Below are 20943 nucleotides of genomic sequence, written 5' to 3'. Positions count from 1 at the left end.
GGCCGGTGGGGGCCGTTCGCGCAGTTCCCCGCGCCCCTAAAAGCGACGGGTGACCGTCGGCGGCAAGCGGCAAGCGGCAAGCGGCACGCGGCACGTGACCGTCGGCCCCAGCCACCTTCAGGGGCGCGGGGAACTGCGCGACCAGCCCCCACCGGGCCCGCAGTCGAAAACGCACGCACGCAAGCAAAACAGGAAGAGGGCCCGGAGAATCTCCGGGCCCTCTTCCACGTGCTCCCCGCGGCAGCGGCTACGCGTTGACGGAGTCGTCCGCCTCGTTCGGGTCCTGCGCGGCCTCCTCGGCCGCGTCCTCCTTCGCGGAGCGCGGGGAGGGGATCTCCGCGGCGAGGCGGGACTCCATGCGGACGCGCCGCTCGTCGGCCTTGGTGCAGAGGTCGTCGATCGCCGCGTTGAAGCGGGCCAGCGACGGTGGGTCGGACGGGCCGAGCAGGTGCTCCTTGAGCTCGGCGCGGGCCGCCGTGAAGTGGTCCTTCTCCGGGTGGCGGACCGACTCCAGAAGCGCCGGCACACCCTCCGCCTTGGGCGACAGGATGGCGCCCGCGGACACGGTCGGGAAGCCCGCGCGGAACGCCGCCTCGGACATCCCCGAGGTGTTGGCGACCGCGTACGGCTTCTCGCTCGACAGCCAGTCCGAGACGACCGACGAGACATCGCTGATCAGCAGGTCCGCCTGGTTGAAGCAGGCGAAGATGGCCGGCCGTGCGTCCGTGATGATCTGGTGCTCCCACTCCGGGAAGGACGCCCAGTAGGCCTTCTCCCAGGCCAGCGTGGCCTCGACGATGGCCGCCTCGCGGTCGCCCCGCGGCGCGCCCTGGAGCAGCATCCGCTCCATCTCGTCCGCGCTCTCACGGAAGTCGGTGGACGTGAGCTTGTCCAACTCGGCCGTGCGGCGCGTCAGTTCGGCGGCGGCACCGGCGTCCGGACGGGCGCCCGACCGCTTGGTGTTGGCCTCACGGATCATCGCCATGATGCGCTGGTTCGCGGCGCCCGCACGCGGGTCGACGGAACCCGTCATCGGGTGCGGCTTGTAGAGGAGCCGTACGCCCTCGTCGGCGAGCAGCCGCTTCACGATGTTCTCGCCGGCCAGCACAACCGAGGTGTTGCCGGGGTTGCCGTCCCAGCCCTCCCACGTGGGGGCGTACAGCACGGTCGTGTACGTGCCCGTCGGCGCCCCGGAGTAGGGGCGGATCGGCGCCAGCTGCGGGCGGCCGACCTCCACGATGTCCTTGTCCTCGACGCCGACCTCGGCCAGCGCGTACCGCTCGCGCGCCGCGGGACCGGCCACCCACACCTCGTCGTACGCCTTCGCGTACGGGTTGCAGGAGGACAGCTTGTCGGACTCGCCGTGGTTGATGAAGGCGTGCTTGACCGTGGGGATGCGCAGGACCTGCGAGGTCTTCGCGGCGTTGGCCGGGTGGAGCATCATCTTCAGCGTCGAGTTCTCCAGCGAGAACATCGTCGAGACCTTGGGGAAGCAGATGACCGGGACGTCCGTCGCGTCGATCTTCTGCACCATGAAGCGCTCACGCAGCACGATCAGCGGCTTGGCGTCGACCGAGGAGAGCGTGGAGAGCCACATGTTCGCCTGGTACGCGGAGGTCGTACCGCCCGAGAAGTACATGGCGACGGTCGGTTGGTAGTCGGCCAGCCACTTGTCCAGCCACTCCATGACCTTCTGCTCGCTCTTGGCGCGCTTCTTCGGCAGCAGCCAGGTGGCGAGGTAGGCCGTGCCGCCGCCGATCAGGACGAGCGCGATGCCGATGCCGATGGCACCCCAGTACGCGTCCGTGGTGGCCGCGGTGACCATCAGGCCGGCCGTGGTCGGGATCGAGAAGGTGAGCAGGCGGTGACCGGGGCGGCGGGCCAGGACGCGCGGCGGCGCGGCGCTCAGGCGCAGCGCCGACGCGTCGATGTTGCGGGTGACGATCGGCAGCGTACGAGTGCGGCGGACCACGACCGCGGCGGCCTGGCAGGCGAAGTGCAGGGCGTAGAACACGCACATCGCGATCAGCAGCGGAGCCTGCTCGCGCGTCGGGTTGATGCCCTCGATCCGCAGGAGCCCCACCAGGATCAGCATGTCGCGCAGCAACTGCCGGACCGTGACGTCGAAGCGGACCTTGCCCAGGAGCGAGAGCAGACCGGGGTCCCGGTACTGCAGGAACACGTCGAGGGCGAGCCCGGCGGCGCTCGCGGCGATGAACACCGGGACGTTCGGCAGCAGAGCGGAGACGATCTGCGCCGTGAAGAGCGCGAACATCGAGAATAGCGCCGACAGCTGCACGATGCGGCGGGGGGCGAGTCCGGCGGAGGGCACGGAATGGGCTCCTGCGAGGGATGCGACGGATGGGGGGAAGCATGGGGGTCGGCCTCGTCGTGCCTCGCGAATCCCCGCGATTTCTCGCGGTTCCTCGTGCGAGCGGGAAGCCGATCCCTGACCGTATGACTTCGGCGGGCCCGCTAGCAATCTTGCGTGAGATCATTCACCGTATTTCGGGCTAAAAAGACTGGAACCTGTGAGGTGGTTCTCTCGTCTTCCTCACTCGGGTCTCCTGCGGACCCCGGCCGTCCGCCACTCGAAACGCGGCGGCGCCGGCCACCCTAGGTCACGTAGATTGCACAGACCGGGCTGGTCGGAACATTGGGGTACAGCGTGTCAGCGGCAAGGCAGGCGGCAGGGCGGGCGGCAGCACAGGCGGCGAGGCCGGGAGTGGCGGAGGCCCGCAGGATCGTCGTCAAGGTGGGCTCCTCCTCTCTGACCACCGCGTCCGGAGGCCTCGACGCCGACCGTGTGGACGCCCTCGTGGACGTCCTAGCCAAGGGCCGCAGCGGCGGTGAGAAGGAGATCGTCCTCGTCTCGTCCGGCGCCATCGCCGCGGGCCTCGCCCCGCTGGGCCTGCGCCGCCGTCCCAAGGACCTCGCCCGCCAGCAGGCCGCCGCCAGCGTCGGCCAGGGCCTCCTGGTCGCCCGCTACACCGCCTCCTGCGCCCGCTACGGCGTCCGCGTCGGCCAGGTGCTGCTCACCTCGGACGACATGAGCCGCCGCGCCCACCACCGCAACGCCTCACGCACCCTCGACAAGCTCCTCGCGATGGGCGCGCTGCCGGTCGTCAACGAGAACGACACCGTCGCCACGGACGAGATCCGCTTCGGCGACAACGACCGGCTCGCCGCCCTCGTCGCCCACCTCGTCCGCGCCGACCTGCTGGTCCTCCTCTCCGACGTGGACGGGGTGTACGACGGCGACCCCAGCAGGCCCGGCACCTCGCGGATAGCGGAAGTGCGCACCCCGGCCGACCTCGCGCACGTCGACATCGGCAGCGCGGGCAAGGCGGGCGTCGGCACCGGCGGCATGGTCACCAAGGTCGAGGCGGCCCGCATCGCGGCCGCGGCCGGCATCCCCGTCGTGCTGACCAGCGCGGTGCACGCCGCGGACGCCCTCGCGGGCCGGGACACCGGCACGTACTTCCACGCCACGGGCCGCCGCTCCGCCGACCGGCTCCTCTGGCTCCAGCACGCGTCAACCCCGCAGGGCGCCATCACCCTCGACGACGGGGCCGTGCGCGCGGTCGTCGAGCGGCGTACGTCCCTGCTGCCGGCCGGCATCGCGGCCGTCGAGGGCGACTTCACCGCGGGCGATCCCGTCGAACTGCGCGACAGCGCGGGCCGGGCCGTCGCCCGGGGGCTGGTGAACTTCGACGCCAAGGAGATCCCGCAACTGATCGGCCGCTCCACGCACGAGCTGGCCCGCGAGCTGGGTCCCGCGTACGAACGCGAAGTCGTACACAGGGACGATCTGGTGCTGCTCCACCCGTAAACGGCCGAAAGGAAGGCCCCCGCTGGTGGACGTTCCGTAAAACCGTCACACGGAGGCTTCCCACCTGCTCAACTTTGTTTCAGGGAGACCCCCTCAGTCCGAGCGGACCCATTGCGTAAAGGAGGCCGTCGTGAGACGAGTGCGCCCTGGGGCGGCGGCGTCCCGCGGTGGTGTCGGCTCCCGGGTGGCCGGCGAGGAGCGGGCCCTCACCAGCGTCGCGGCCGGCGACACCTATGAGGTCGAGGACCCGCGCGACCTGCCGAGGCTCTGGCACGTCACGCTGAGCGTCTCGGGCGACGAGGCCCCGCTGAAGGAGGTCAGGCGCGGTCTGGAACAGCTCGCCCACGACCATCCCTTTCTGCTGACCAGCCGCTATGCCAACGACCACGCGGAGATCCGCTACTGGGAAGAGGCCCGCGACCTGCACGACGCCGCCGCGGTCGCGCTGCGTCTGTGGGGCGAGCACCGCCAGACCGCGAAACTGCCGCCCTGGGAGATCGTCGGCCTGGAGGTCATCGACCGCGAGACCTACCACCAGCGCATCGCCGAGGGATACGGACCACTGCCGGCGACACCTGTGGGCGTACACCCTTTCTAGGGGCATTTCAGGACCTGTCTCGCGGTGTGGGACAACGGCTGAACAGCTCTCGCGGGCGCACTACCCTGCGGGATATGACCACGCTCTCGCCGTACGACTCGATGTCCCCGGTCACCCAGGCCGCCTACCGTGCCAAGGGCGCCGCCGCAGACCTCGCTCCGCTTCCGCGGGCCGAGAAGGACGACGCGTTGCTCGCGATCGCGGACGCGCTGGAGGTCCGTACGAGCGAGATCGTCGAGGCCAACGCCAAGGACGTCGAGCGCGCCCGTGAGGCCGGCACCAGCGAGTCGGTCATCGACCGGCTGACGCTCACCCCCGAGCGGATCCGCGCGATCGCCTCGGACGTACGCGACGTGGTGGCACTGCCCGACCCGGTCGGCGAGGTCGTCCGCGGCTCGACCCTGCCGAACGGCATCGACCTGCGCCAGGTCCGCGTCCCGCTCGGCGTGGTCGGCATCATCTACGAGGCCCGCCCGAACGTGACGGTCGACGCCGCCGCCCTCTGCCTGAAGTCCGGCAACGCGGTCCTGCTGCGCGGCTCGTCCTCCGCGTACGAGTCCAACACCGCCCTCGTACGGGTCCTGCGCGACGCGGTGGGCGGCTCGGGCCTGCCCGCCGACGCCGTACAGCTCGTGCCGGGCGAGGGCCGGGAGTCCGTACGGGAGCTGATGCGCGCCCGCGGTCTCGTCGACGTGCTCATCCCGCGCGGCGGGGCCTCCCTGATCCAGACGGTCGTCCAGGAGTCCATCGTCCCGGTCATCGAGACCGGCACCGGCAACTGCCACGTCTACGTCGACGCGCAGGCCGACCTCGACATGGCGATCGACATCCTGGTCAACTCCAAGGCACAGCGGCCCAGCGTCTGCAACGCCGCCGAGACGCTCCTCGTCCACCAGGACATCGCGCCCGAGTTCCTGCCGCGCGCCCTGGACGCCCTCGCGGACGCCGGGGTCACCGTGCACGCCGACGAGCGCGTCCTCGCGTACGCCAAGGACTCCAGGGCCACCGTCGTCGAGGCCACGACCGAGGACTGGGACACCGAGTACCTGTCGTACGACATCGCCGCAGCCGTCGTCGACTCGCTCGACAAGGCCGTCGCGCACATCCGGCTCTGGAGCTCCGGGCACACCGAGGCGATCGTCACCACCTCGCAGCAGGCCGCCCGCCGGTTCACCCAGTTGGTCGATTCCACGACGGTCGCCGTGAACGCGTCCACGCGCTTCACCGACGGCGGCCAGTTCGGCTTCGGCGCCGAGATCGGGATCTCCACGCAGAAGCTGCACGCGCGCGGGCCGATGGGGCTGCCGGAGCTGACGAGCACGAAGTACATCGTCACCGGCGACGGGCACATCCGCCGCTGAGCAGCGGGCCGCCGGCTGTGTCGCGGCATGGCTGAAGAGGCTCCCTGGGGCGCGTCCAGGGGCCTCTCCCGGACGTGCCGAGGGGCGCTCGGGGACCTCGCCGAGAAATCCCCGCGCGGAGTGTTTGGGGACTCCCGCGGAAAGCGTCTCGCCAGGCGGATGAATTTCCATACCGTCTGCCCAAATTGACCACCCCGGTCTACTCTGGATCCGTGCCGGAGGACGTGGGGGGCACGCCGTTCCCTGACGGCTGGGAGCCCGACGACGACCGCGACCGCGGGGGTGCGGACGAAGAGTTCGCCTCCGTGGTCTTCGACGAGGCCTTTGTACGGGCGGCAACGGTTCACGAACCGACCGCGGTCGAGCGCCTCCTGGCCGCTGCCCAGGCGAGAGCCGAGGCCTCCGAGGCCGAAGCCCGCCGGACACACCCCCGGGGGGTACGCGGCGACGACGAGTTCTTCGACGACGGATTCGGACCCGACGGACGTGGTGATTTCGGCCACGACCCGGAGCTGGACGACCTCGACGACCGAGACGTCCTGCACGGCGGCTACGGCCACCCGGGGACGTACGGGAAGCAGGCCCGCTGGCACCGTCCCGTCGCCTGGATGCTCGCCCTCGTCATGGGGATCGGCATGGTCGCGCTCGCTTTCACGGCGGTCTACCGGGGAGCTTCCTCGGGCAGCCGGGACCAGGTCCCGCCGCCCGCCTCCACAGGCCTCGAACAGGGAAGCGGAGTGGGTCCCTCGGCCTCGGCCGACTATTCCCAGCCAGCCGTCTCGGCGGTGCCGCGCACGCCGTAGGGCTTCCGTGAGGTCCTGTCAGAACTTGTCGTGTACCAGGGCGTTTACCTGAGGTCCCTGCGACCTACTCTGAATGTATGGGCGGACCTGGAGACCCACCTGAGGGGACCCCCGAGGGTGCTCCTGGTGGTGGCGAGGAAGAGTATCGATCCGTCGTCTTCGACGAGTCGTTCGTCCGCGCTGCCCGCCTCCAGGAGTTCTCCGCGCAGGAGCGGATCGGCGACCACGCCCCGGCCGTCCGGCGCCGCCCGCAGATGCGCCGGGGCCTGTCCCGGCAGGCGCTGATCCTCGTCCTGCTGATCGCCGTGGCCTTCGGCACCGCGATCTACATGGGCGTACGCCATCCGTACCAGACGCCCGCCGCCAAGCATCCCGAGCCGCTGCGGATGACCGTGATACCGCTCGCGCCGCAGAACGCCGTGCCCGGCTCCACCGACATCGAGTCGCTGTACGCGCACAGCCCGGCCGACCAGTTCCGCATCGGCGCCGAGGGCATCACCCTGCCCGCCTCCCGGCGCACCGCCCACTTCTCCGACAGCCAGGTCGTCACCGCGCTGACCACGGCGAAGGACTACCTCGTCGAGTCCTCGCTCGACCCGGACGTCCTCACCGGCGGCGCGACCCGGTCCGTGCGGATACGGCTTGACCCGCAGCAGCTCGACCAGTTCGACCAGAGCTTCGAGCGGCCGACCGCGGACGGGCGGCACGCGCCCACCGGCTGGCTGGTTCGTTTCGATCCCAATCAGGCGGAGCTGGCCGACAGCAAGATCCGGGTGCAGGGCACGCTGTCGGCCGCCGAGACCGACTCCGACACCCTTGAGGTCAGCGCGGACCACACCTTCGTCTACGCCCTGCGGCCGACCGGCTCGGACGAGAAGGCCAAGGCGTCGCTGTTCACCGTGCGGCGCGAGCTGCACTTCCGGTTCGACCGCGACGACCTGCGCATGCACCAGACCGAGCTGGTCGTCTCGTACGTCCAGGCCGGGCCGCTGGCCTGCGCCGAGGACGCGACGAACCATCTGCGGCCGCTGCTCGCGGGCGAGACGGCCAGGGCGGGCGGCCCGGCCGGCACCGACCCGTACGCGACGGGCAGCGCGACGTCCTTGTGCGGGTCACTGGCGGCGAGCGCCCAGCCGAAGCTGTAGTTCGGCCCCCTGGGCCTTCCGGCTGCTGGCTGGGCCGCCGCGGGTCCGGACCGACTGGCTGGGCAGCCGTGTCCCGACTGGCTGCCTGGGGCCGCCGCGGGTCCGGACTGGCTGGCTGGGCGGCCGTGTCCTGGCTGACTGGCTGGGCGGCCGTGTCCTGGCTGGCTGGGCGGTCGCGTCCCGACTGGCTGCCTGGGCCGCCGTGCCGTGGTTCGGGGCACGGCGGTAGTTCGGGCCCTGAGCCGTAGTTCGGCCCCGAGCTGTATGGCTCCGGCTCCGACTTCTGGCTCCAGTCTGGCGGTGGCTCCGGCCCGCCCTTCCGGCTCCGGGCTGGCTGTGGCTCCGGGCCGGCTGTGGCGCCGGGGCTTCCGAGGGCCGGGATCGCGGCGCGCCCGGGCTCGGGCCGGTCCGGTCCCGGGCTTCCGGGGCCGTGGAGAGCCCGGGCTCAGGGCGCTTCCCGCGGTCAGGGCCTGCCGTTGCTTCCGTTGGGGCTTTCGTCGTCCGGGCTGTCGGTGGGCGGCTGGTCCTGAGGGGAGCTGCTGCTCGAGCCTCCGCTGCCGGTGGCGAAGCCGCCGAAGCCGCGCCGGACCCGGCCGCCGAGGTCGCCCGCGCCGCCCGCGATGTCGCTGACCAGCTTCATCAGCGGGTCCTTCGAGTTCTTTACGTCGGTCGCGTAGCTCGCGGCCGACTGGCGGAAGGAGTCCGTGACCGAGGTGTCCCCGTCCTCGTCCCGGCGCGGGTAGTGACCGTCCATGATCCGCTGGTAGTCGCGGGACTCGGCCCACTTCTTCAGCTCGGCCGCCCGGACCGTGGTGAAGGGGTGCGAGCGGGGCATGACGTTGAGGATCTTGAGCACCGAGTCGCGGAGGTCGCCCCCGGCCTCGTACTCCTCGGCCTGGGCGAGGAACGCGTCCACGTTCATCTCGTGCAGGTGGTTGCCGCCCGCGATCTTCATCAGGCCGCGCATCGAGGCCTTCAGGTCCTGGCCGACCAGGAGACCGGCGCGGTCCGCGGACAGCTCGGACTTGCGGAACCACTCGCGCAGGGCGGTCACGATCGCCATGATCGCGAGGTTGCCCAGCGGGATCCACGCCACGCGCAGGGCGAGGCTGGTCAGGAAGAGCAGGATCGTGCGGTAGACGGAGTGGCCGGACAGGGCGTGGCCCACCTCGTGGCCGATGACCGCCCGCATCTCCTCCTCGTCGAGCAGCTCCACGAGGCCGGTGGTGACGACGATGATCGGCTCGTCCAACCCGATGCACATCGCGTTCGGCTGCGGGTCCTGGTTGACGTACATCGGCGGGACCTTCTCCAGGTCCAGGATGTAACAGGCGTCGCGCAGCATGACGTTCAGGTGCGCGAACTGGGCGTCCGAGACGCGCACGGAGTCCGACAGGAACAGCAGCCTCAGGCTGCGCTCCGGGAGCAGGCCGCTGAGCGCCTTGAAAACGGTGTCGAAGCCGCTGAGCTTGCGCAGGGCGACCAGGGCCGAACGGTCCGCCGGGTGTTCGTACGCCCGGGAGGAGATCCCCTCGAAGCGCCGGCGCTGCCTGCTCGGTACGTTCTCGTGGCTTTCTTCTGGCATGTGGTCCCCCATGCGTTTGATTGCCTTCTGTGCCCCCAAGGCGGGGCCCAGCCTAGGCGGAGATACCGTGGACGGGCAGTACAGCGAAGGAGTCGTACGTCATGGAGCATCTCCCCGAGCCCTGGCTCACCGAGGCCGCGAGCGCCGCCCAGCAGCAAGGGGCGGGGAATCTCCTCCGTGTCGTGCTGATCGTGATGGTCGTCGGCTGTGTGCTGACTGCCTGGTTCCTTCTGCGCGGCTACAAACGGGACGAGTGAGGCCGGGCGGAAGGTTCCCGACCACTTAGACCCACGGAAGGTTCCGGACGGTTGAGAAGGGGGAAGGATCTCCCGGCCGACACCGGGCGGTCCCGACGGCGGAGTCGGAGTGATACCGGCGACAGGCCCCGCCTAGGATGTGCCGAAGTCTTTATCCCGCCCTCACCGAATAGGTCCTGCCGAAGATGAGCTTCCACAGCACCGCTGCCCAGTTGGTCACATTCGCCGCCGAGGGCGAGGAGCACGGCGGCAACCACGAGAGCCTCAGCCCCTACCTGACCGGCGGCGGGGCCTTCTTCATCCTGATGCTGCTGCTGTGGATCACCACCCGCTTCAACCGGGACCGCTGACGCCCGCGCGACCGGACCCGTCGTCGGGGCCGGTAGGGTCTGCACGCATGGGAGAGCAGGACATGCCTACCGGTCCGACGGGCGGCACGGCGCACAGCGCACGGCGCGGCCCGGGAAACGGCCCGTCGAACCCGGGAAAGCGCCGCCTCGGCGTCATGGGCGGAACGTTTGACCCGATCCACCACGGGCACCTCGTGGCGGCCAGTGAGGTCGCCGCGCAGTTCCACCTCGACGAGGTGGTGTTCGTGCCGACAGGGCAGCCGTGGCAGAAGACCGACCGCAAGGTCTCCCCGGCCGAGGACCGCTATCTGATGACGGTCATCGCGACCGCCGAGAACCCGCAGTTCTCCGTGAGCCGCATCGACATCGACCGCGGCGGCCCGACCTACACCACGGACACCCTGCGCGACCTCCGGGTGCTGAACCCCGACGCGGACCTCTTCTTCATCACCGGCGCGGACGCGCTCGGCCAGATCCTCACCTGGCGCGATGCCGAAGAGCTGTTCTCCCTCGCGCACTTCATCGGGGTCACCCGGCCCGGCCACATACTGACCGACACCGGTCTGCCGGAGGGCGGTGTCTCGCTCGTCGAGGTTCCCGCGCTCGCCATCTCGTCCACAGACTGCCGTGCGAGGGTCGCGAAGGGCGACCCGGTCTGGTATCTGGTGCCGGACGGTGTGGTGCGCTACATCGACAAGCGAGAGCTGTACCGCGGCGAGTGAGCCGAGAGGGGCACCGGTGAACGACCGATACGACGCTGGGTACGGGGGCGACCAGTACGAGCTCGTCGGCTACGACGAGTTCGGGCAGCCTGTGTACCGGCAGGTGCCGTCACCTTCCCAGACTCCCCACACTCCACAGGCCCCCCAGGCCCAGCAGGAGTACGGCTCGTACGACCCCTACGGGGGGCAGGCGCAGGGGTACGGGCAAGGCCACCAGGGCCAGCAGGCGTACCAGGGGCAGCAAGGCCACCAGGACCACCAGGGTCAGGGATACGGGCAGGGGTACGGGTACGACCCGTACGCGACGGGCCAGCAGGGGCAGCAGGCGTCGCCCGTGGTGTCGTATGACACGGGTCAGCAGCAACCTGTGGCGCCCTATGACACCGGTCAGCAGCAGGCCCACGCCCATGTCGCGGAGCAGACCGCCTACATCCCGCAGCAGGCGCGCCCCGCGGAGTCCCCGGGGTCCCAGGAGCCGCCGGAGGACGGGCGGCAGGGAGGCGGGCGCCAGGGCGACGGGCAGCAACAGGGCGAACGCGACTACCGGACCGAGCAGTTCGCCTTCGTGGAGGAGCAGCCCGAGGAATCCGAAGACGTCATCGACTGGCTGAAGTTCACCGAGAACCGCACCGAGCGGCGCGAGGAGGCCAAGCGGCGGGCGCGCGGCCGTGTCGTCGCCCTGGTCGTGGCGCTCGCGCTGGTCGCGGTCGGCGGGGTCGGCTACCTCTGGTACGACGGCAGTCTGCCGGGCACGTCCTCGGAGTCGGCATCCGGCACGACCACCGCCGGCGGTGCCCAGAACCGCGACGTGATCATCGTCCACCTGCACAACACCAAGGGCGGCGGCACGGCGACGGCGCTGCTCGTCAACAACACCACCACCAAGCAGGGCACGACCGTCCTGCTGCCCAACTCCCTTGCCCTGACCGACGACAACGGCACCACGACCACGCTCGCCAAGTCGGTCGACGACGACGGGTCCTCCGGGACGCGCGACGAGATCGACACAGTGCTCGGGACCGACGTCGAGGGCACCTGGCGCCTCGACACCCCGTACCTCAACAACCTCGTCGAACTCGTCGGCAACATCGACATCGACACCAACACGGACGTGCCGGACCCGGACGCGAAGAAGAAGGGCGAGGCGCCCCTCGTCAAGAAGGGCGAGCAGCAGACGCTGAGCGGCAAGATGGCCGTCGCGTACGCCACGTACCGCGCCTCGGGGGAGTCGCAGAACGCCCAGCTGGAGCGGTTCGGCCAGGTCATGCAGGGAGTGCTGCGCAAGCTGTCGTCGGACCCGCAGGCCGCGACGACCACCGTGCAGACGCTCGCGCAGATCCTCGACCCCTCGCTGAGCGACAAGGACCTGGGCGCCTTCCTGGCCAAGCTCGCCGACCACGCCAAGGGCGGCGACTACAAGACGGCGCTGCTGCCGGTCCAGACGGACGGCAGGCTCAGCCCGCAGGCCAGTGACAGCGTGGTCAAGGACGTGCTCGGCGGCGCCGCGAAGAGCCCCGAGAAGGGCGCGGCCGTCCAGGTCGGCATCCGCAACTCGACGGGCGACAAGGACGCCACCGAACAGGCCAGGGTCGTCCTGCTGAACGGCGGCTACACCTTCGTCGACGGCGGCGAGACCGATGTCGCCCAGGCCGTGTCCCAGGTCACATACGCTGACGCCGCGAAGAAGGAGGACGCGGTGGAGGTCGCCAAGACGCTCGGCCTGCCGACGAGTTCGGTGAAGAAGGGCAAGACCACGTCGAACGCGGATGTGTCGGTCGTACTGGGCCAGGACTACAAGGTGGGCGGCTCGGCGGGTTCGTCGGGCGGCTGACGAGCGGGTGATGGGCGGGTGTCGGGGGGTGCCCTCGGGGTGCCCAGGCCGTGTGGTGGGTCGGGCGCTCAGTGTGGGCGCTCGGTTGAGGCTCCGGGGCCAGGTGCTCCGTACAGGCACCGGGCCCGCCCCCGTAGAGGCGCCGGGCGTGCCCGGGTGCGGTCCGGAGGCACCGGCAGTGCCCTGCGGCGTGATCGGTTAATCGCGTGGGGTGCTGTCGGCGGTCCGTGAGACCCTTGGGGCAGGGCCTGCCCGGCGGAGCAGGCCGGAGGAGTGCGATGGCGTCCGGCAAGCGCGGACGCGCGTGCCAGACCCCGCGTCTCCGGCATGATCCGCCGCACAGGCCCCAACCCCTCGGGGACACCTGACCGTCTACGGAAAGCCTTGTAGTGACCGCCACTGACCGCTCTCTCGAGCTCATCACCACCGCCGCGCAGGCGGCCGCCGACAAGCTCGCGCACGACATCATCGCGTACGACGTCAGCGACGTGCTGTCGATCACGGACGCCTTCCTGCTGGCCTCCGCGCCCAACGACCGCCAGGTCAAGTCGATCGTCGACGAGATCGAGGAGCGGCTGAACAAGGAGCTCGGCACGAAGCCGGTGCGCCGCGAGGGCGACCGCGACGCACGCTGGATCCTGCTCGACTACGTCGACATCGTGGTGCACGTCCAGCACAGCGAGGAGCGGGTGTTCTACGCGCTGGAGCGGCTCTGGAAGGACTGTCCCGAGCTGGACCTGCCCGCGGACGCGAAGGCCACGCGCGGCAAGGGCGCCGAGCACGCCGAGCTCCAGGACGCGGAGGACGCCGCCGAGCTGCGCGGAGAGCTTCGGTGACCGCCGGGGCGGGGCAGCCGGCGGCGGACGGCAGGCCGCTGTCCGAGACCGGGAAGAAGGCGGGCCGTGGGCGCCGCGTCATCCTGTGGCGCCACGGCCAGACGCTGTGGAACGTGGAGCGCCGCTTCCAGGGCACGACGGACGTCGAGCTCACCGAGACCGGCGTGGGCCAGGCCCGCCGCGCCGCCCGGCTGCTCGCGTCCCTGAAGCCTGACGCGATCGTGGCCTCGGACCTGAAGCGGGCGGCGAACACGGCCGCTGAACTGTCCGAACTCACCGGCCTCGACATCACCCACGACGAGGGCCTGCGCGAGACCTACGCGGGCGTCTGGCAGGGCCTGACGCACGAGGAGATCATCGCGCGCTACGGCGACCAGTACGCGGCGTGGAAGCGCGGCGAGCCGGTCCGCCGGGGCGGTGGTGAACTGGAGTCCGAGGTCGCCGACCGCGCGGCCCCCGTAGTGCTCCGGCACGCCGACAAGCTCCCCGACGACGGCACGCTCGTGGTCGTCAGCCACGGCGGCACGATCCGCACCACCATTGGCCGCCTCCTCGGCCTGGAGTCCCAGCACTGGGAGAGCCTCGGCGGCCTCTCCAACTGCTGCTGGTCCGTCCTCGGCGAGGGTGCCCGCGGCTGGCGACTGCTGGAACACAACGCGGGGACACTGCCGGAGCCGGTACTGGGCGACGACGACTAGGCGCTCCGCCAAGCGCTCAGCGGAGTGCTCCGACGGCTCCGACGGAAGTGCGGGGCTTCACCCGCGGATCCGTCGTGGCCGGTCGCGTCCCGCGGCGGAACCCGCGCCCCTTGGGGCACCCGCAGGGCACCTCGGCGGGCCCTCTGTCCGGGCCCCCGATGCCCCGCGGGACCGGATTTCACTTTCCGGCTGGTCGCAGGCTAAAGTTCTTCTTGTTCCGCCGCCGGGAAGCCGGATCGGACACCGCGAGGGGCTATAGCTCAGTTGGTAGAGCGCCTGCATGGCATGCAGGAGGTCAGGAGTTCAATTCTCCTTAGCTCCACAGATCAGCTCCGCAGATCGATGATCCCGTCCCTGTCAGGGGGCGGGATTTTTCGTGCCCTCCGCTGCCGCCGGATCTCCCTCAGCCGCGCCGCCCGCGCACTCGTCTCCTCGTCGGCCGGCCGGTAGACCACGACCCGGCACTCCGGCATCCCGTCGACCGACATCGACACCGACGTCATCCGTAACTCGCCCACCGCCACGTGCCGGAACGTCTTCACACGTGGTCCCGGCGGAGCCACGTCCCCGTTCCGCCACAGCCGGGCGAAGTGTCCGCTGACCTCCGACAGCCTGCGTATGAAGTCCTCCCACACGGGCTCGCCGACATGTCTTCCGTACGCGGCCCGCAGCGTCGCCACCATCACCGGCAGCTCGCTCTCCCGGAACACCAGCGGACAGTCCTCCTCCGAGGCCGTGAACAGCGTCCACAGCGCGTTGCGGACGGCACCGCCGGACGGGCGGGTCTCCGGCACGAAGAACAGGTCCCGGTAGGCCGGGTTGGTCGCGAGGATGTCGTACCGCGCGTTGTAGACCACGGCCGGGCTCGGGTCGAGGGCGTCGACTATCTCCTGGACCTCCGGACCCACGGTCAGCGTGGTCGACCCGGCGCCGTGCGTGTACGGCACCTCCGCCAGGTCGTACAGATGCTCGCGCTCCGGCTGGTCGAGCCGCAGCGTGCGCGCCACGGCGTCCAGCACCTGTGGTGACGCGTTGATCGGCCGTCCCTGCTCCAGCCACGTGTACCAGGTGACGCCGACCCCCGACAGCTGTGCCACCTCCTCGCGCCGCAGCCCGGGCGTGCGGCGGCGCAGACCCGGCGGCATCCCCACATCGGCCGGTGTCACCCGCGCCCGCCTGCTCCGCAGGAAGGCGGCCAGCTCCGGCCGACGCCGCTGTGTCGTGGCCATCGTCGTCACATCCCCCATCGTCGACCCCGGACCCGGCCCCTGCCAGGTGCTGTCAGTACCAGCATCGGCGGGCTCTCCGCACCCGTACCCGCCCGCCCCCACGCTCGATGCCATGACGACGACAACCCCCGCCGGCCCGGACTCCGAACCAGGATCCGGTCCCGGACCAAGGCCTGCCACAAGTAAAACTCCCGACACTGACAATCGCCCCGGACGACTGCTCGCGATCGTCCTCGCCGCCCAGTTCATGGCGCTCCTCGACGTCTTCATCGTCAATGTCGCGGTCCCCACCATCGGTGCCGAACTCCACGCCTCCGGCGCCGAATTGCAGCTGGTGGTCGCCGGATACGCCATCACGTACTCCGTCCTGCTGATCACCGGCGCCCGCCTGGGCGACCTGCTCGGCCACCGCCGCGTCCACCTGGCAGGTCTCGCCCTGTTCACGGCGGCCTCGCTCGCCTGCGGACTCGCCCAGGGAACGGGCGAGTTGATCGCCTTCCGGCTGATCCAGGGAGCCGGCTCGGCCGTGATGATCCCGCAGGTCCTCAGCCTCATCCAGCGGAACTTCACCGGCGAGGCCCGCGGGAGGGCCCTCGGCCTGTACGCGGCCGTCCTCGCGACCGGCGCCGCGGCCGGGCAGGTGCTGGGCGGGGTCCTGGTCAGCGCGGATCTGTTCGGCACGGGCTGGCGCCCGGTGTTCCTGGTGAACGTGCCCGTGGGCCTCGTACTGCTGGCGCTCGGCGCGCGCTTCCTGCCACGCGACGACGCACGCGCTCCGGAGCGCGCGCACCGGCTCGACCTGCCGGGCCTGGTGCTTCTGGGCGCGGCGGTGTCGCTTCTCACGGTGCCGCTGGTGCTCGGGCAGGAGGAGGACTGGCCCCTGTGGTCCTGGCTGTCCCTCGCGGCCGCCGCGGTCGCCTTCGCCCTGTTCTGCGCCTACGAGTCCCGGCTCGCCCGGCGCGGCGGCACCCCGCTGATCGCGCCCAGGGTGCTGCGCCACCCCGGCATGGGGCTCGCGGTCTTCCGGATCATGGCCGTGATGGCGGTCAACGGAGGCTTCCTGTTCGCGCTCACCCTGCACGTCCAGGGCGGCCTCGGCTTCAGCGCGCTGCGCGCGGGACTCACCTTCGCGCCGACCGCCGTGGTCTTCGGGCTGGTCGGGCTGACCTGGCGCGGGTGGCCCGCCTCCTGGCAACGCGCCCTGGTCCCGGCCGGGTTCGCCCTCGCCGCGCTCTCCGTCGCGGGCGTGGGCCTGGCGCTGCGGGACGGCCACGGGGCAGGCTTCTGGCTGTACGTCGCGTTCGCCGGTGTCGGCACGGGGCTCGCGCTCGGCTTCAGTCCCACGCTCACGCGGGCGCTCGCGACCGTGCGCCCCGAGGACGCGGCGGACGCCAGCGGCCTGCTCGCCACGGTCACCCAGCTCGGCCAGCTGATCGGTGTCGCGATGTTCGGCACACTCTTCTTGAATCGGCTTGAGTCACTTGGGGCCCCGGGGGCGTATACCTCTTCGGACGCGCTTCTCGTCTGCATGTTCGCGCTGGCCGCGACCGCGGCGACGGGTGCCGTGTCCGGACTGGTACGAAGGCGTCGCTGACCGTATTGGCCCGGCCGTGGCAGAATCAAACGGCCGGAAGGGGCGGCCCGACGGGAGGGAGTGGCGATGCCTGCGAGCATCCTCGGGGAGGTCGGCGACCTTCCCGGATCCGAGGTGACACGGGACCGGATCACTCGCCTCGACCGTCCTTCCCGCGGTTCGGCCCACGTCGCCCTGCTTCTCGGCGACAGCGGCGGAATTTCCTACGTGTGCACGGCCTGCGGCCACAGCGGGAGCTGATCGATGGGTGCACACAGGCGCAAGTGCGATTGGTGCGGCAGTGGTACGCCCATCGTGCGCGACATGGAGCCGGTCAACCACGACTACCAGTACTGGTGCGAGGAATGCGCCCGGGCGCTGATCATAAAAGGCGACCCGATCGAGACGTACCGCGAGCTGGAGGGCGAGCCGATCTACGGCCGTCTCCTCGACGAGCACTGCACGCTCAAACGGTTCTATTCCTTCGCCACTGCCTGACGCCGGACGGGGTTCGCCACAGGGCCCAGGCGCGCCTCCCGCGCGGTTCCGGGGACCCGGCGACCGAGGTACCCCAGGAAGCCCGTGAGGGGCGCCGAGGCGGCCCGCCAGACGTCCTCCACGCGCGCGTGGCCGATGAGCCGGACCAGGGAGCGCGATCGCGGTCACGAAGGCGAGCGCCGTCCGGTGCGCTATCCGGTGCGGCATCCCTCTTGTCCTGCTTGTCCGTTCGCCCCGGAAACGATTTGGTGGTGCACCCGGGGGACCGGTAATGTTGGCGTCGCCGCCGGGGAAGTCCGGTGGAACACCGCACGGGGCTATAGCTCAGTTGGTAGAGCACCTGCATGGCATGCAGGGGGTCAGGAGTTCAAATCTCCTTAGCTCCACAAATGCGATGGCGACCCGGTCCGCGAGAAGCGCGGACCTGGTCGCCTTTGTCGTTTCTGCGCGGCTGCGTTTGTTGTTTCTGCGCGGCTGTGCCGCGCGTTGCGGGGGCTTCGCCACCCACACCCCCGGCCGGGCGCACCGGAGTTGGGGCAAGAGGCGGGCCACCTGTGCTCCAGAGGCCCGCCTTTCGCGTCAGCGGCCGCGGCCCAGGGCCCGGCGGCCGCCGCCACCGCCCTCGCGTACGGCGGGGAGGTTCTGGCGGGGAGCCGCTCCGCGGGTGTCCTCCTCGAGGCGCAGCGCGAGCGCCGGGCAGCGGCGTACGGCGCGCAGCGCCTTCGCCTCCGCGTACCGGGGCACGCCCGCCTGCGCGACGGTCGGGAAGCCGTCGGCGCCCAGCTGGAAGACCTCCGGGAGGATGTCCGCGCACAGGCCGTGCCCGCGGCACAGCGTCCAGTCGACGTAGATCTTCTGGCGGCTGGGACCCTGCTCCTGCTCCGGCTGGCCGCCCGGGATGCCGGTGGGCTGCTGGCCGCCCTCGAAGAGCGGCAGAACGCCCTCCACGGGCCGTCCGCAGCCGTTGCCGAGGACATGCGCGGCCAGGTCGTCCGTGAACGCCTTGATGGTCGACTCGAGGAACATCGCGGAGCCGTCCGGGTGCGAGCACGCGCCGCGTCGCTTCACGGCGTTGGCGACCTGCTTGAGCGCCTCCAGGGCGGCGGGGCCGCCGCCGTTGAGGATGTCCTCCATGCCGCGCGCCGCGGCGGGCAGTCCGAGGTAGCAGGGACCGCACTGTCCCGCGCTCTCCTCCGCCAGCCACTGCGCCACCCGCAGCGACTCGCCCAGCGGGCAGGTCGCCGTGCTGATCGGCAGGATCGCGCCCGCGCCGAGTGCACCGCCCACCGCGTCCAGGGAGTTGCGCGACACGATCGCCTCGTTGACCGTCGCGGAGTCCAGCCACTTGCCGTGGTACCCGCCGGTCAGCACGCCCTGCGGGACCGGCGGGGCGCCGGCCAGCTGCAGGATGTACCTCAGCGGTACGCCCGTGGGGGCCTCGATCACCATCGGGCGGGCGACCGCTCCCGAGACGGTGAGCATGACCGTGCCGGGCTCGTCGTACAGGCCCGTGTTGCCGTAGCGCTCGGCGCCGATGCGCGCGGCGATCGCCAGCTGGGCGAACGTCTCGGCGTTCGACAGCAGGGTGGGCGCGCCGCCGACGCCGTTCTGCGAGGCGCTGGTCTTGCGGCCGGGCGGGATCGCGGGACCGCCGTCGATGGAGCGGACGAGCGAGGCCGCCGCTCCGGTCACCATGCGCACCGGGTTGCGCTGCACGCGCGCGCGGATGGTCGCTCCGCGGCGGTTGGTCAGCCCGCGCTCGGAAAGCGCCGCCTCCATCGACCGCTGCGTGGACTCACGTGTCACCCCGACGACCAGAGTGCGTGCGCCCAGCGCCTCGGCGACCAGCAGGGCGCCGTCCAGGATCAGGTGCGGGGCACGGTTGATCATGACCGTGTCCTTGCGGCAGGCGGGCTCGTCCTCGCTTCCGTTGACGACGACCACGGGACGTACACCGCGGCGGATCGCCGCCTCGGCGACCGACCGCAGTTTCTTGTGGAACGGGAAGCCCGCGCCGCCGCGGCCCTTCAGGTTGATGCGCTCGGAGAGCTGCGCGAGCTGCTCACCGCCCATCGGCTCGAGAGGCCCGTGCACCTTCAGGTGCATGGGCAGGTCGAGTCTCTCGACGAGATCGAAACCGGAGGTGAGCTGGGGAAGGCCCACCACTCGGACTTCGGGGACGTCGGGAAGGGCCTCGTTCACTAAAAGCCTCCGGAAGGCGCGTTCCAGGGTTCGCCGTTGCTTGGTGCCTCGTAGGAACCGGGCAGCGTTTCAGTGGCGGGACCGCTGTTGTACGTGTCGTTCGGGTTGTACGTACCGAGGGGGTCGTTCGTCTCACCGGTGTCGTACACATCACTTGTGCCGTACGTGGGGACGGCGCCGGTGTCGTACACGTTGTTCGCGTCGTATGTGGGGATCGTCCCGGTGTCGTACGTCGGTGTCCCGGCGGGGCGCGGCGGGGCCTCGTAGAGCGGCGGGGACGGGGTCGGCCAGCGGGGCCCGGTGTTGCCGTCGACGCGCGGCATCGCCTCCGTGGCCTGCATGTCCATCGGCATCTGCATGCTCTGGGTGGGGCTGGGCGTCATCGGGTCCTGTGCGCGGGGGGTGTTGACGGCCCGGTAGGCGGCCGCGAAGCCGCCGGTGTCCGTGAGGGATCCGGTGTCCGTGAAGGACGCCGAGTCCTGGAGGGCGGAGCGCTGCGGCGACTCGAACGAGGCGGACGGGGACGACGTCCGCTGCGAGGGAACCGCCATGTCCGGGAAGCCGGGCCGACCGCCGCCGCCGGGCAGCGAGGCGTCCGCGGCACGGCGTGCCGCGGGCTCTTCACGGTAGGACCGGTTGCCGCTGTCCAGCAGGGACAGGACGCGCCTGGCGACCTTCCGCTTGAACGACAGGGGGGCCGACCGCAGGAGCAGTGCGCCCATGACGGCGACCAGGGCCAGGCTGTACAGGATCACGAAGACCGGCTTCGCCTCGCGCCCGGCGAAGAGGCCGTGGATCAGGGCCGAGCACCAGGCGGGGTAGGCCAGCATGTGCACCGCGCGCCAGCGGCCGGCGACCTGCACGGGGGACGAGAAGGCGCTGCGCAGCGCGCCGGTGAGGGCCGTGGCGACCATCAGGAGGCCGGCCAGGGTGCCGAAACCGATGAGCCCGTTGGTGCCGGTGACACCGAGGCCGAAGGGGATCACGACCGCGATCGCCGAGGTGTGGTCGAGCACGAGTTTGACCGAGATGTGCAGCAGCAGGAAGCCGACCGAGGCCACCGCCGTGCTCCTGTGCACGGCCTGGGCTATCAGCCTCTGGCGCGTGTTGAGGAAGACCCGGTCGGTCGCGACGAGCCCCCAGAGCACCGAGAGGGTGAGGGACACGAGCGACAGAACACCCGCTCCGAAGTTGAGGAATTCGCGGAATCCGTCACCTCCGAGCACTACGACGAGGGGTATCAGCAGCAAAGCGGCAGCCGTCACTCCGCCCCGGACCGATCGGCTCGGCTGGGTGAGCGTGCTGTTGTTGCGGCGAGAGTTCATGGGGGCAACTCCGAACAGTTCGGGAAAGCGGTCCCGCTGCCGCACTCTAGGTCGAGCCATACCGATGGGTACGAGGTTTGAGTTATTGCGCTGTTATC

The 20943-nt window shown here is 70.9% G+C and carries 19 protein-coding genes and 2 tRNA genes; 16 read left to right on the top strand and 5 right to left on the bottom strand.

The genetic code is table 11. From position 1 onward, the window contains the following. Window positions 1–247 precede the first annotated feature (247 nt). Window positions 248–2332, bottom strand: coding sequence for a hypothetical protein (locus tag ACIBEI_RS45885; RefSeq protein WP_398897126.1), 2085 nt, complete (start codon window positions 2330–2332; stop codon window positions 248–250). Between the two features lie 393 nt (window positions 2333–2725). Here ACIBEI_RS45885 and proB point away from each other — a divergent pair, with 393 nt between their 5' ends. The 5 genes from proB to ACIBEI_RS45860 all read left to right on the top strand — a co-directional run bounded on the left by proB (window position 2726) and on the right by ACIBEI_RS45860 (window position 7739). Beyond that, window positions 2726–3832 (top strand): glutamate 5-kinase, encoded by a 1107-nt coding sequence (proB, locus tag ACIBEI_RS45880; RefSeq protein ID WP_398897163.1) that lies wholly within the window; start codon window positions 2726–2728, stop codon window positions 3830–3832. A gap of 139 nt (window positions 3833–3971) precedes the next feature. Then, window positions 3972–4430 carry a hypothetical protein gene (locus ACIBEI_RS45875; protein WP_398897161.1) on the top strand — a complete coding sequence of 153 codons (459 nt, stop codon included), beginning with the start codon at window positions 3972–3974 and terminating at the stop codon, window positions 4428–4430. A gap of 74 nt (window positions 4431–4504) precedes the next feature. Continuing rightward, a complete protein-coding gene (locus ACIBEI_RS45870) occupies window positions 4505–5791 on the top strand; it encodes a glutamate-5-semialdehyde dehydrogenase (protein WP_398897124.1) in 1287 nt (428 codons plus the stop codon). A 185-nt stretch (window positions 5792–5976) separates the two neighbouring features. Continuing rightward, window positions 5977–6594 (top strand): hypothetical protein, encoded by a 618-nt coding sequence (locus tag ACIBEI_RS45865; protein ID WP_398897123.1) that lies wholly within the window; start codon window positions 5977–5979, stop codon window positions 6592–6594. A 77-nt stretch (window positions 6595–6671) separates the two neighbouring features. After that, entirely contained in the window at window positions 6672–7739 is a 1068-nt protein-coding gene (locus tag ACIBEI_RS45860; RefSeq protein ID WP_398897122.1) for a hypothetical protein, read from the top strand. Window positions 7740–8202: 463 nt separating this feature from the next. Here ACIBEI_RS45860 and ACIBEI_RS45855 read toward each other — a convergent pair whose 3' ends face one another. After that, complete coding sequence (locus ACIBEI_RS45855) at window positions 8203–9324, bottom strand: M48 family metallopeptidase (RefSeq protein ID WP_398897120.1); 1122 nt, start codon at window positions 9322–9324, stop codon at window positions 8203–8205. A gap of 101 nt (window positions 9325–9425) precedes the next feature. Between ACIBEI_RS45855 and ACIBEI_RS45850 the strand changes: the two genes are divergently transcribed. The 7 genes from ACIBEI_RS45850 (at window position 9426) to ACIBEI_RS45820 (ending at window position 14340) form a co-directional block, all read left to right on the top strand. Beyond that, entirely contained in the window at window positions 9426–9581 is a 156-nt protein-coding gene (locus tag ACIBEI_RS45850) for a hypothetical protein (RefSeq protein WP_186000991.1), read from the top strand. A gap of 185 nt (window positions 9582–9766) precedes the next feature. Further along, on the top strand, window positions 9767–9931 hold the full coding sequence (locus ACIBEI_RS45845) for a hypothetical protein (RefSeq protein WP_186000990.1): 165 nt from the start codon (window positions 9767–9769) through the stop codon (window positions 9929–9931). A gap of 47 nt (window positions 9932–9978) precedes the next feature. After that, window positions 9979–10653 (top strand): nicotinate-nucleotide adenylyltransferase, encoded by a 675-nt coding sequence (gene nadD / locus ACIBEI_RS45840; RefSeq protein WP_398897119.1) that lies wholly within the window; start codon window positions 9979–9981, stop codon window positions 10651–10653. Between the two features lie 16 nt (window positions 10654–10669). Further along, window positions 10670–12484 (top strand): LCP family protein, encoded by a 1815-nt coding sequence (locus ACIBEI_RS45835; protein ID WP_398897117.1) that lies wholly within the window; start codon window positions 10670–10672, stop codon window positions 12482–12484. A 389-nt stretch (window positions 12485–12873) separates the two neighbouring features. Then, window positions 12874–13320, top strand: coding sequence for a ribosome silencing factor (gene rsfS, locus ACIBEI_RS45830; protein ID WP_269648559.1), 447 nt, complete (start codon window positions 12874–12876; stop codon window positions 13318–13320). A gap of 38 nt (window positions 13321–13358) precedes the next feature. Beyond that, window positions 13359–14018, top strand: coding sequence for a histidine phosphatase family protein (locus ACIBEI_RS45825; RefSeq protein ID WP_398897159.1), 660 nt, complete (start codon window positions 13359–13361; stop codon window positions 14016–14018). A gap of 249 nt (window positions 14019–14267) precedes the next feature. Beyond that, window positions 14268–14340: transfer RNA gene (locus ACIBEI_RS45820), tRNA-Ala, on the top strand. Window positions 14341–14344: 4 nt separating this feature from the next. Here the strand turns inward: ACIBEI_RS45820 and ACIBEI_RS45815 are convergent. Continuing rightward, the gene (locus ACIBEI_RS45815) at window positions 14345–15265 is read right to left on the bottom strand and encodes a helix-turn-helix transcriptional regulator (RefSeq protein WP_398897116.1); all 921 of its coding nucleotides are present in this window, start codon (window positions 15263–15265) and stop codon (window positions 14345–14347) included. A gap of 94 nt (window positions 15266–15359) precedes the next feature. On the opposite strand from ACIBEI_RS45815, the gene ACIBEI_RS45810 reads away from it, so the two are divergent. The 4 genes from ACIBEI_RS45810 (at window position 15360) to ACIBEI_RS45795 (ending at window position 17704) form a co-directional block, all read left to right on the top strand. Continuing rightward, entirely contained in the window at window positions 15360–16841 is a 1482-nt protein-coding gene (locus ACIBEI_RS45810) for an MFS transporter (protein WP_398897115.1), read from the top strand. 66 nt (window positions 16842–16907) lie between these two features. Then, window positions 16908–17081, top strand: a complete 174-nt coding sequence (locus tag ACIBEI_RS45805) for a hypothetical protein (protein ID WP_398897114.1) — start codon at window positions 16908–16910, stop codon at window positions 17079–17081. Between the two features lie 3 nt (window positions 17082–17084). Continuing rightward, window positions 17085–17318 carry a hypothetical protein gene (locus ACIBEI_RS45800; protein WP_010986886.1) on the top strand — a complete coding sequence of 78 codons (234 nt, stop codon included), beginning with the start codon at window positions 17085–17087 and terminating at the stop codon, window positions 17316–17318. 313 nt (window positions 17319–17631) lie between these two features. Then, window positions 17632–17704, top strand: a tRNA-Ala gene (locus tag ACIBEI_RS45795). Window positions 17705–17897: 193 nt separating this feature from the next. Here the strand turns inward: ACIBEI_RS45795 and ACIBEI_RS45790 are convergent. Both ACIBEI_RS45790 and ACIBEI_RS45785 read right to left on the bottom strand, forming a co-directional pair. Then, the gene (locus ACIBEI_RS45790; protein WP_398897113.1) at window positions 17898–19520 is read right to left on the bottom strand and encodes an NADH-ubiquinone oxidoreductase-F iron-sulfur binding region domain-containing protein; all 1623 of its coding nucleotides are present in this window, start codon (window positions 19518–19520) and stop codon (window positions 17898–17900) included. Further along, the gene (locus ACIBEI_RS45785; RefSeq protein WP_398897112.1) at window positions 19520–20845 is read right to left on the bottom strand and encodes a cytochrome b/b6 domain-containing protein; all 1326 of its coding nucleotides are present in this window, start codon (window positions 20843–20845) and stop codon (window positions 19520–19522) included. The genes ACIBEI_RS45790 and ACIBEI_RS45785 overlap by 1 nt, the downstream gene beginning before the upstream one ends. Between the last annotated feature and the right edge of the window lie 98 nt (window positions 20846–20943).

The organism is Streptomyces sp. NPDC050988 (assembly GCF_044456225.1).
Taxonomy (GTDB): domain Bacteria; phylum Actinomycetota; class Actinomycetes; order Streptomycetales; family Streptomycetaceae; genus Streptomyces.
The sequence above is the reverse complement of the archived record's forward strand: the minus strand, read 5'-3'. Positions and strand labels throughout refer to the sequence as shown.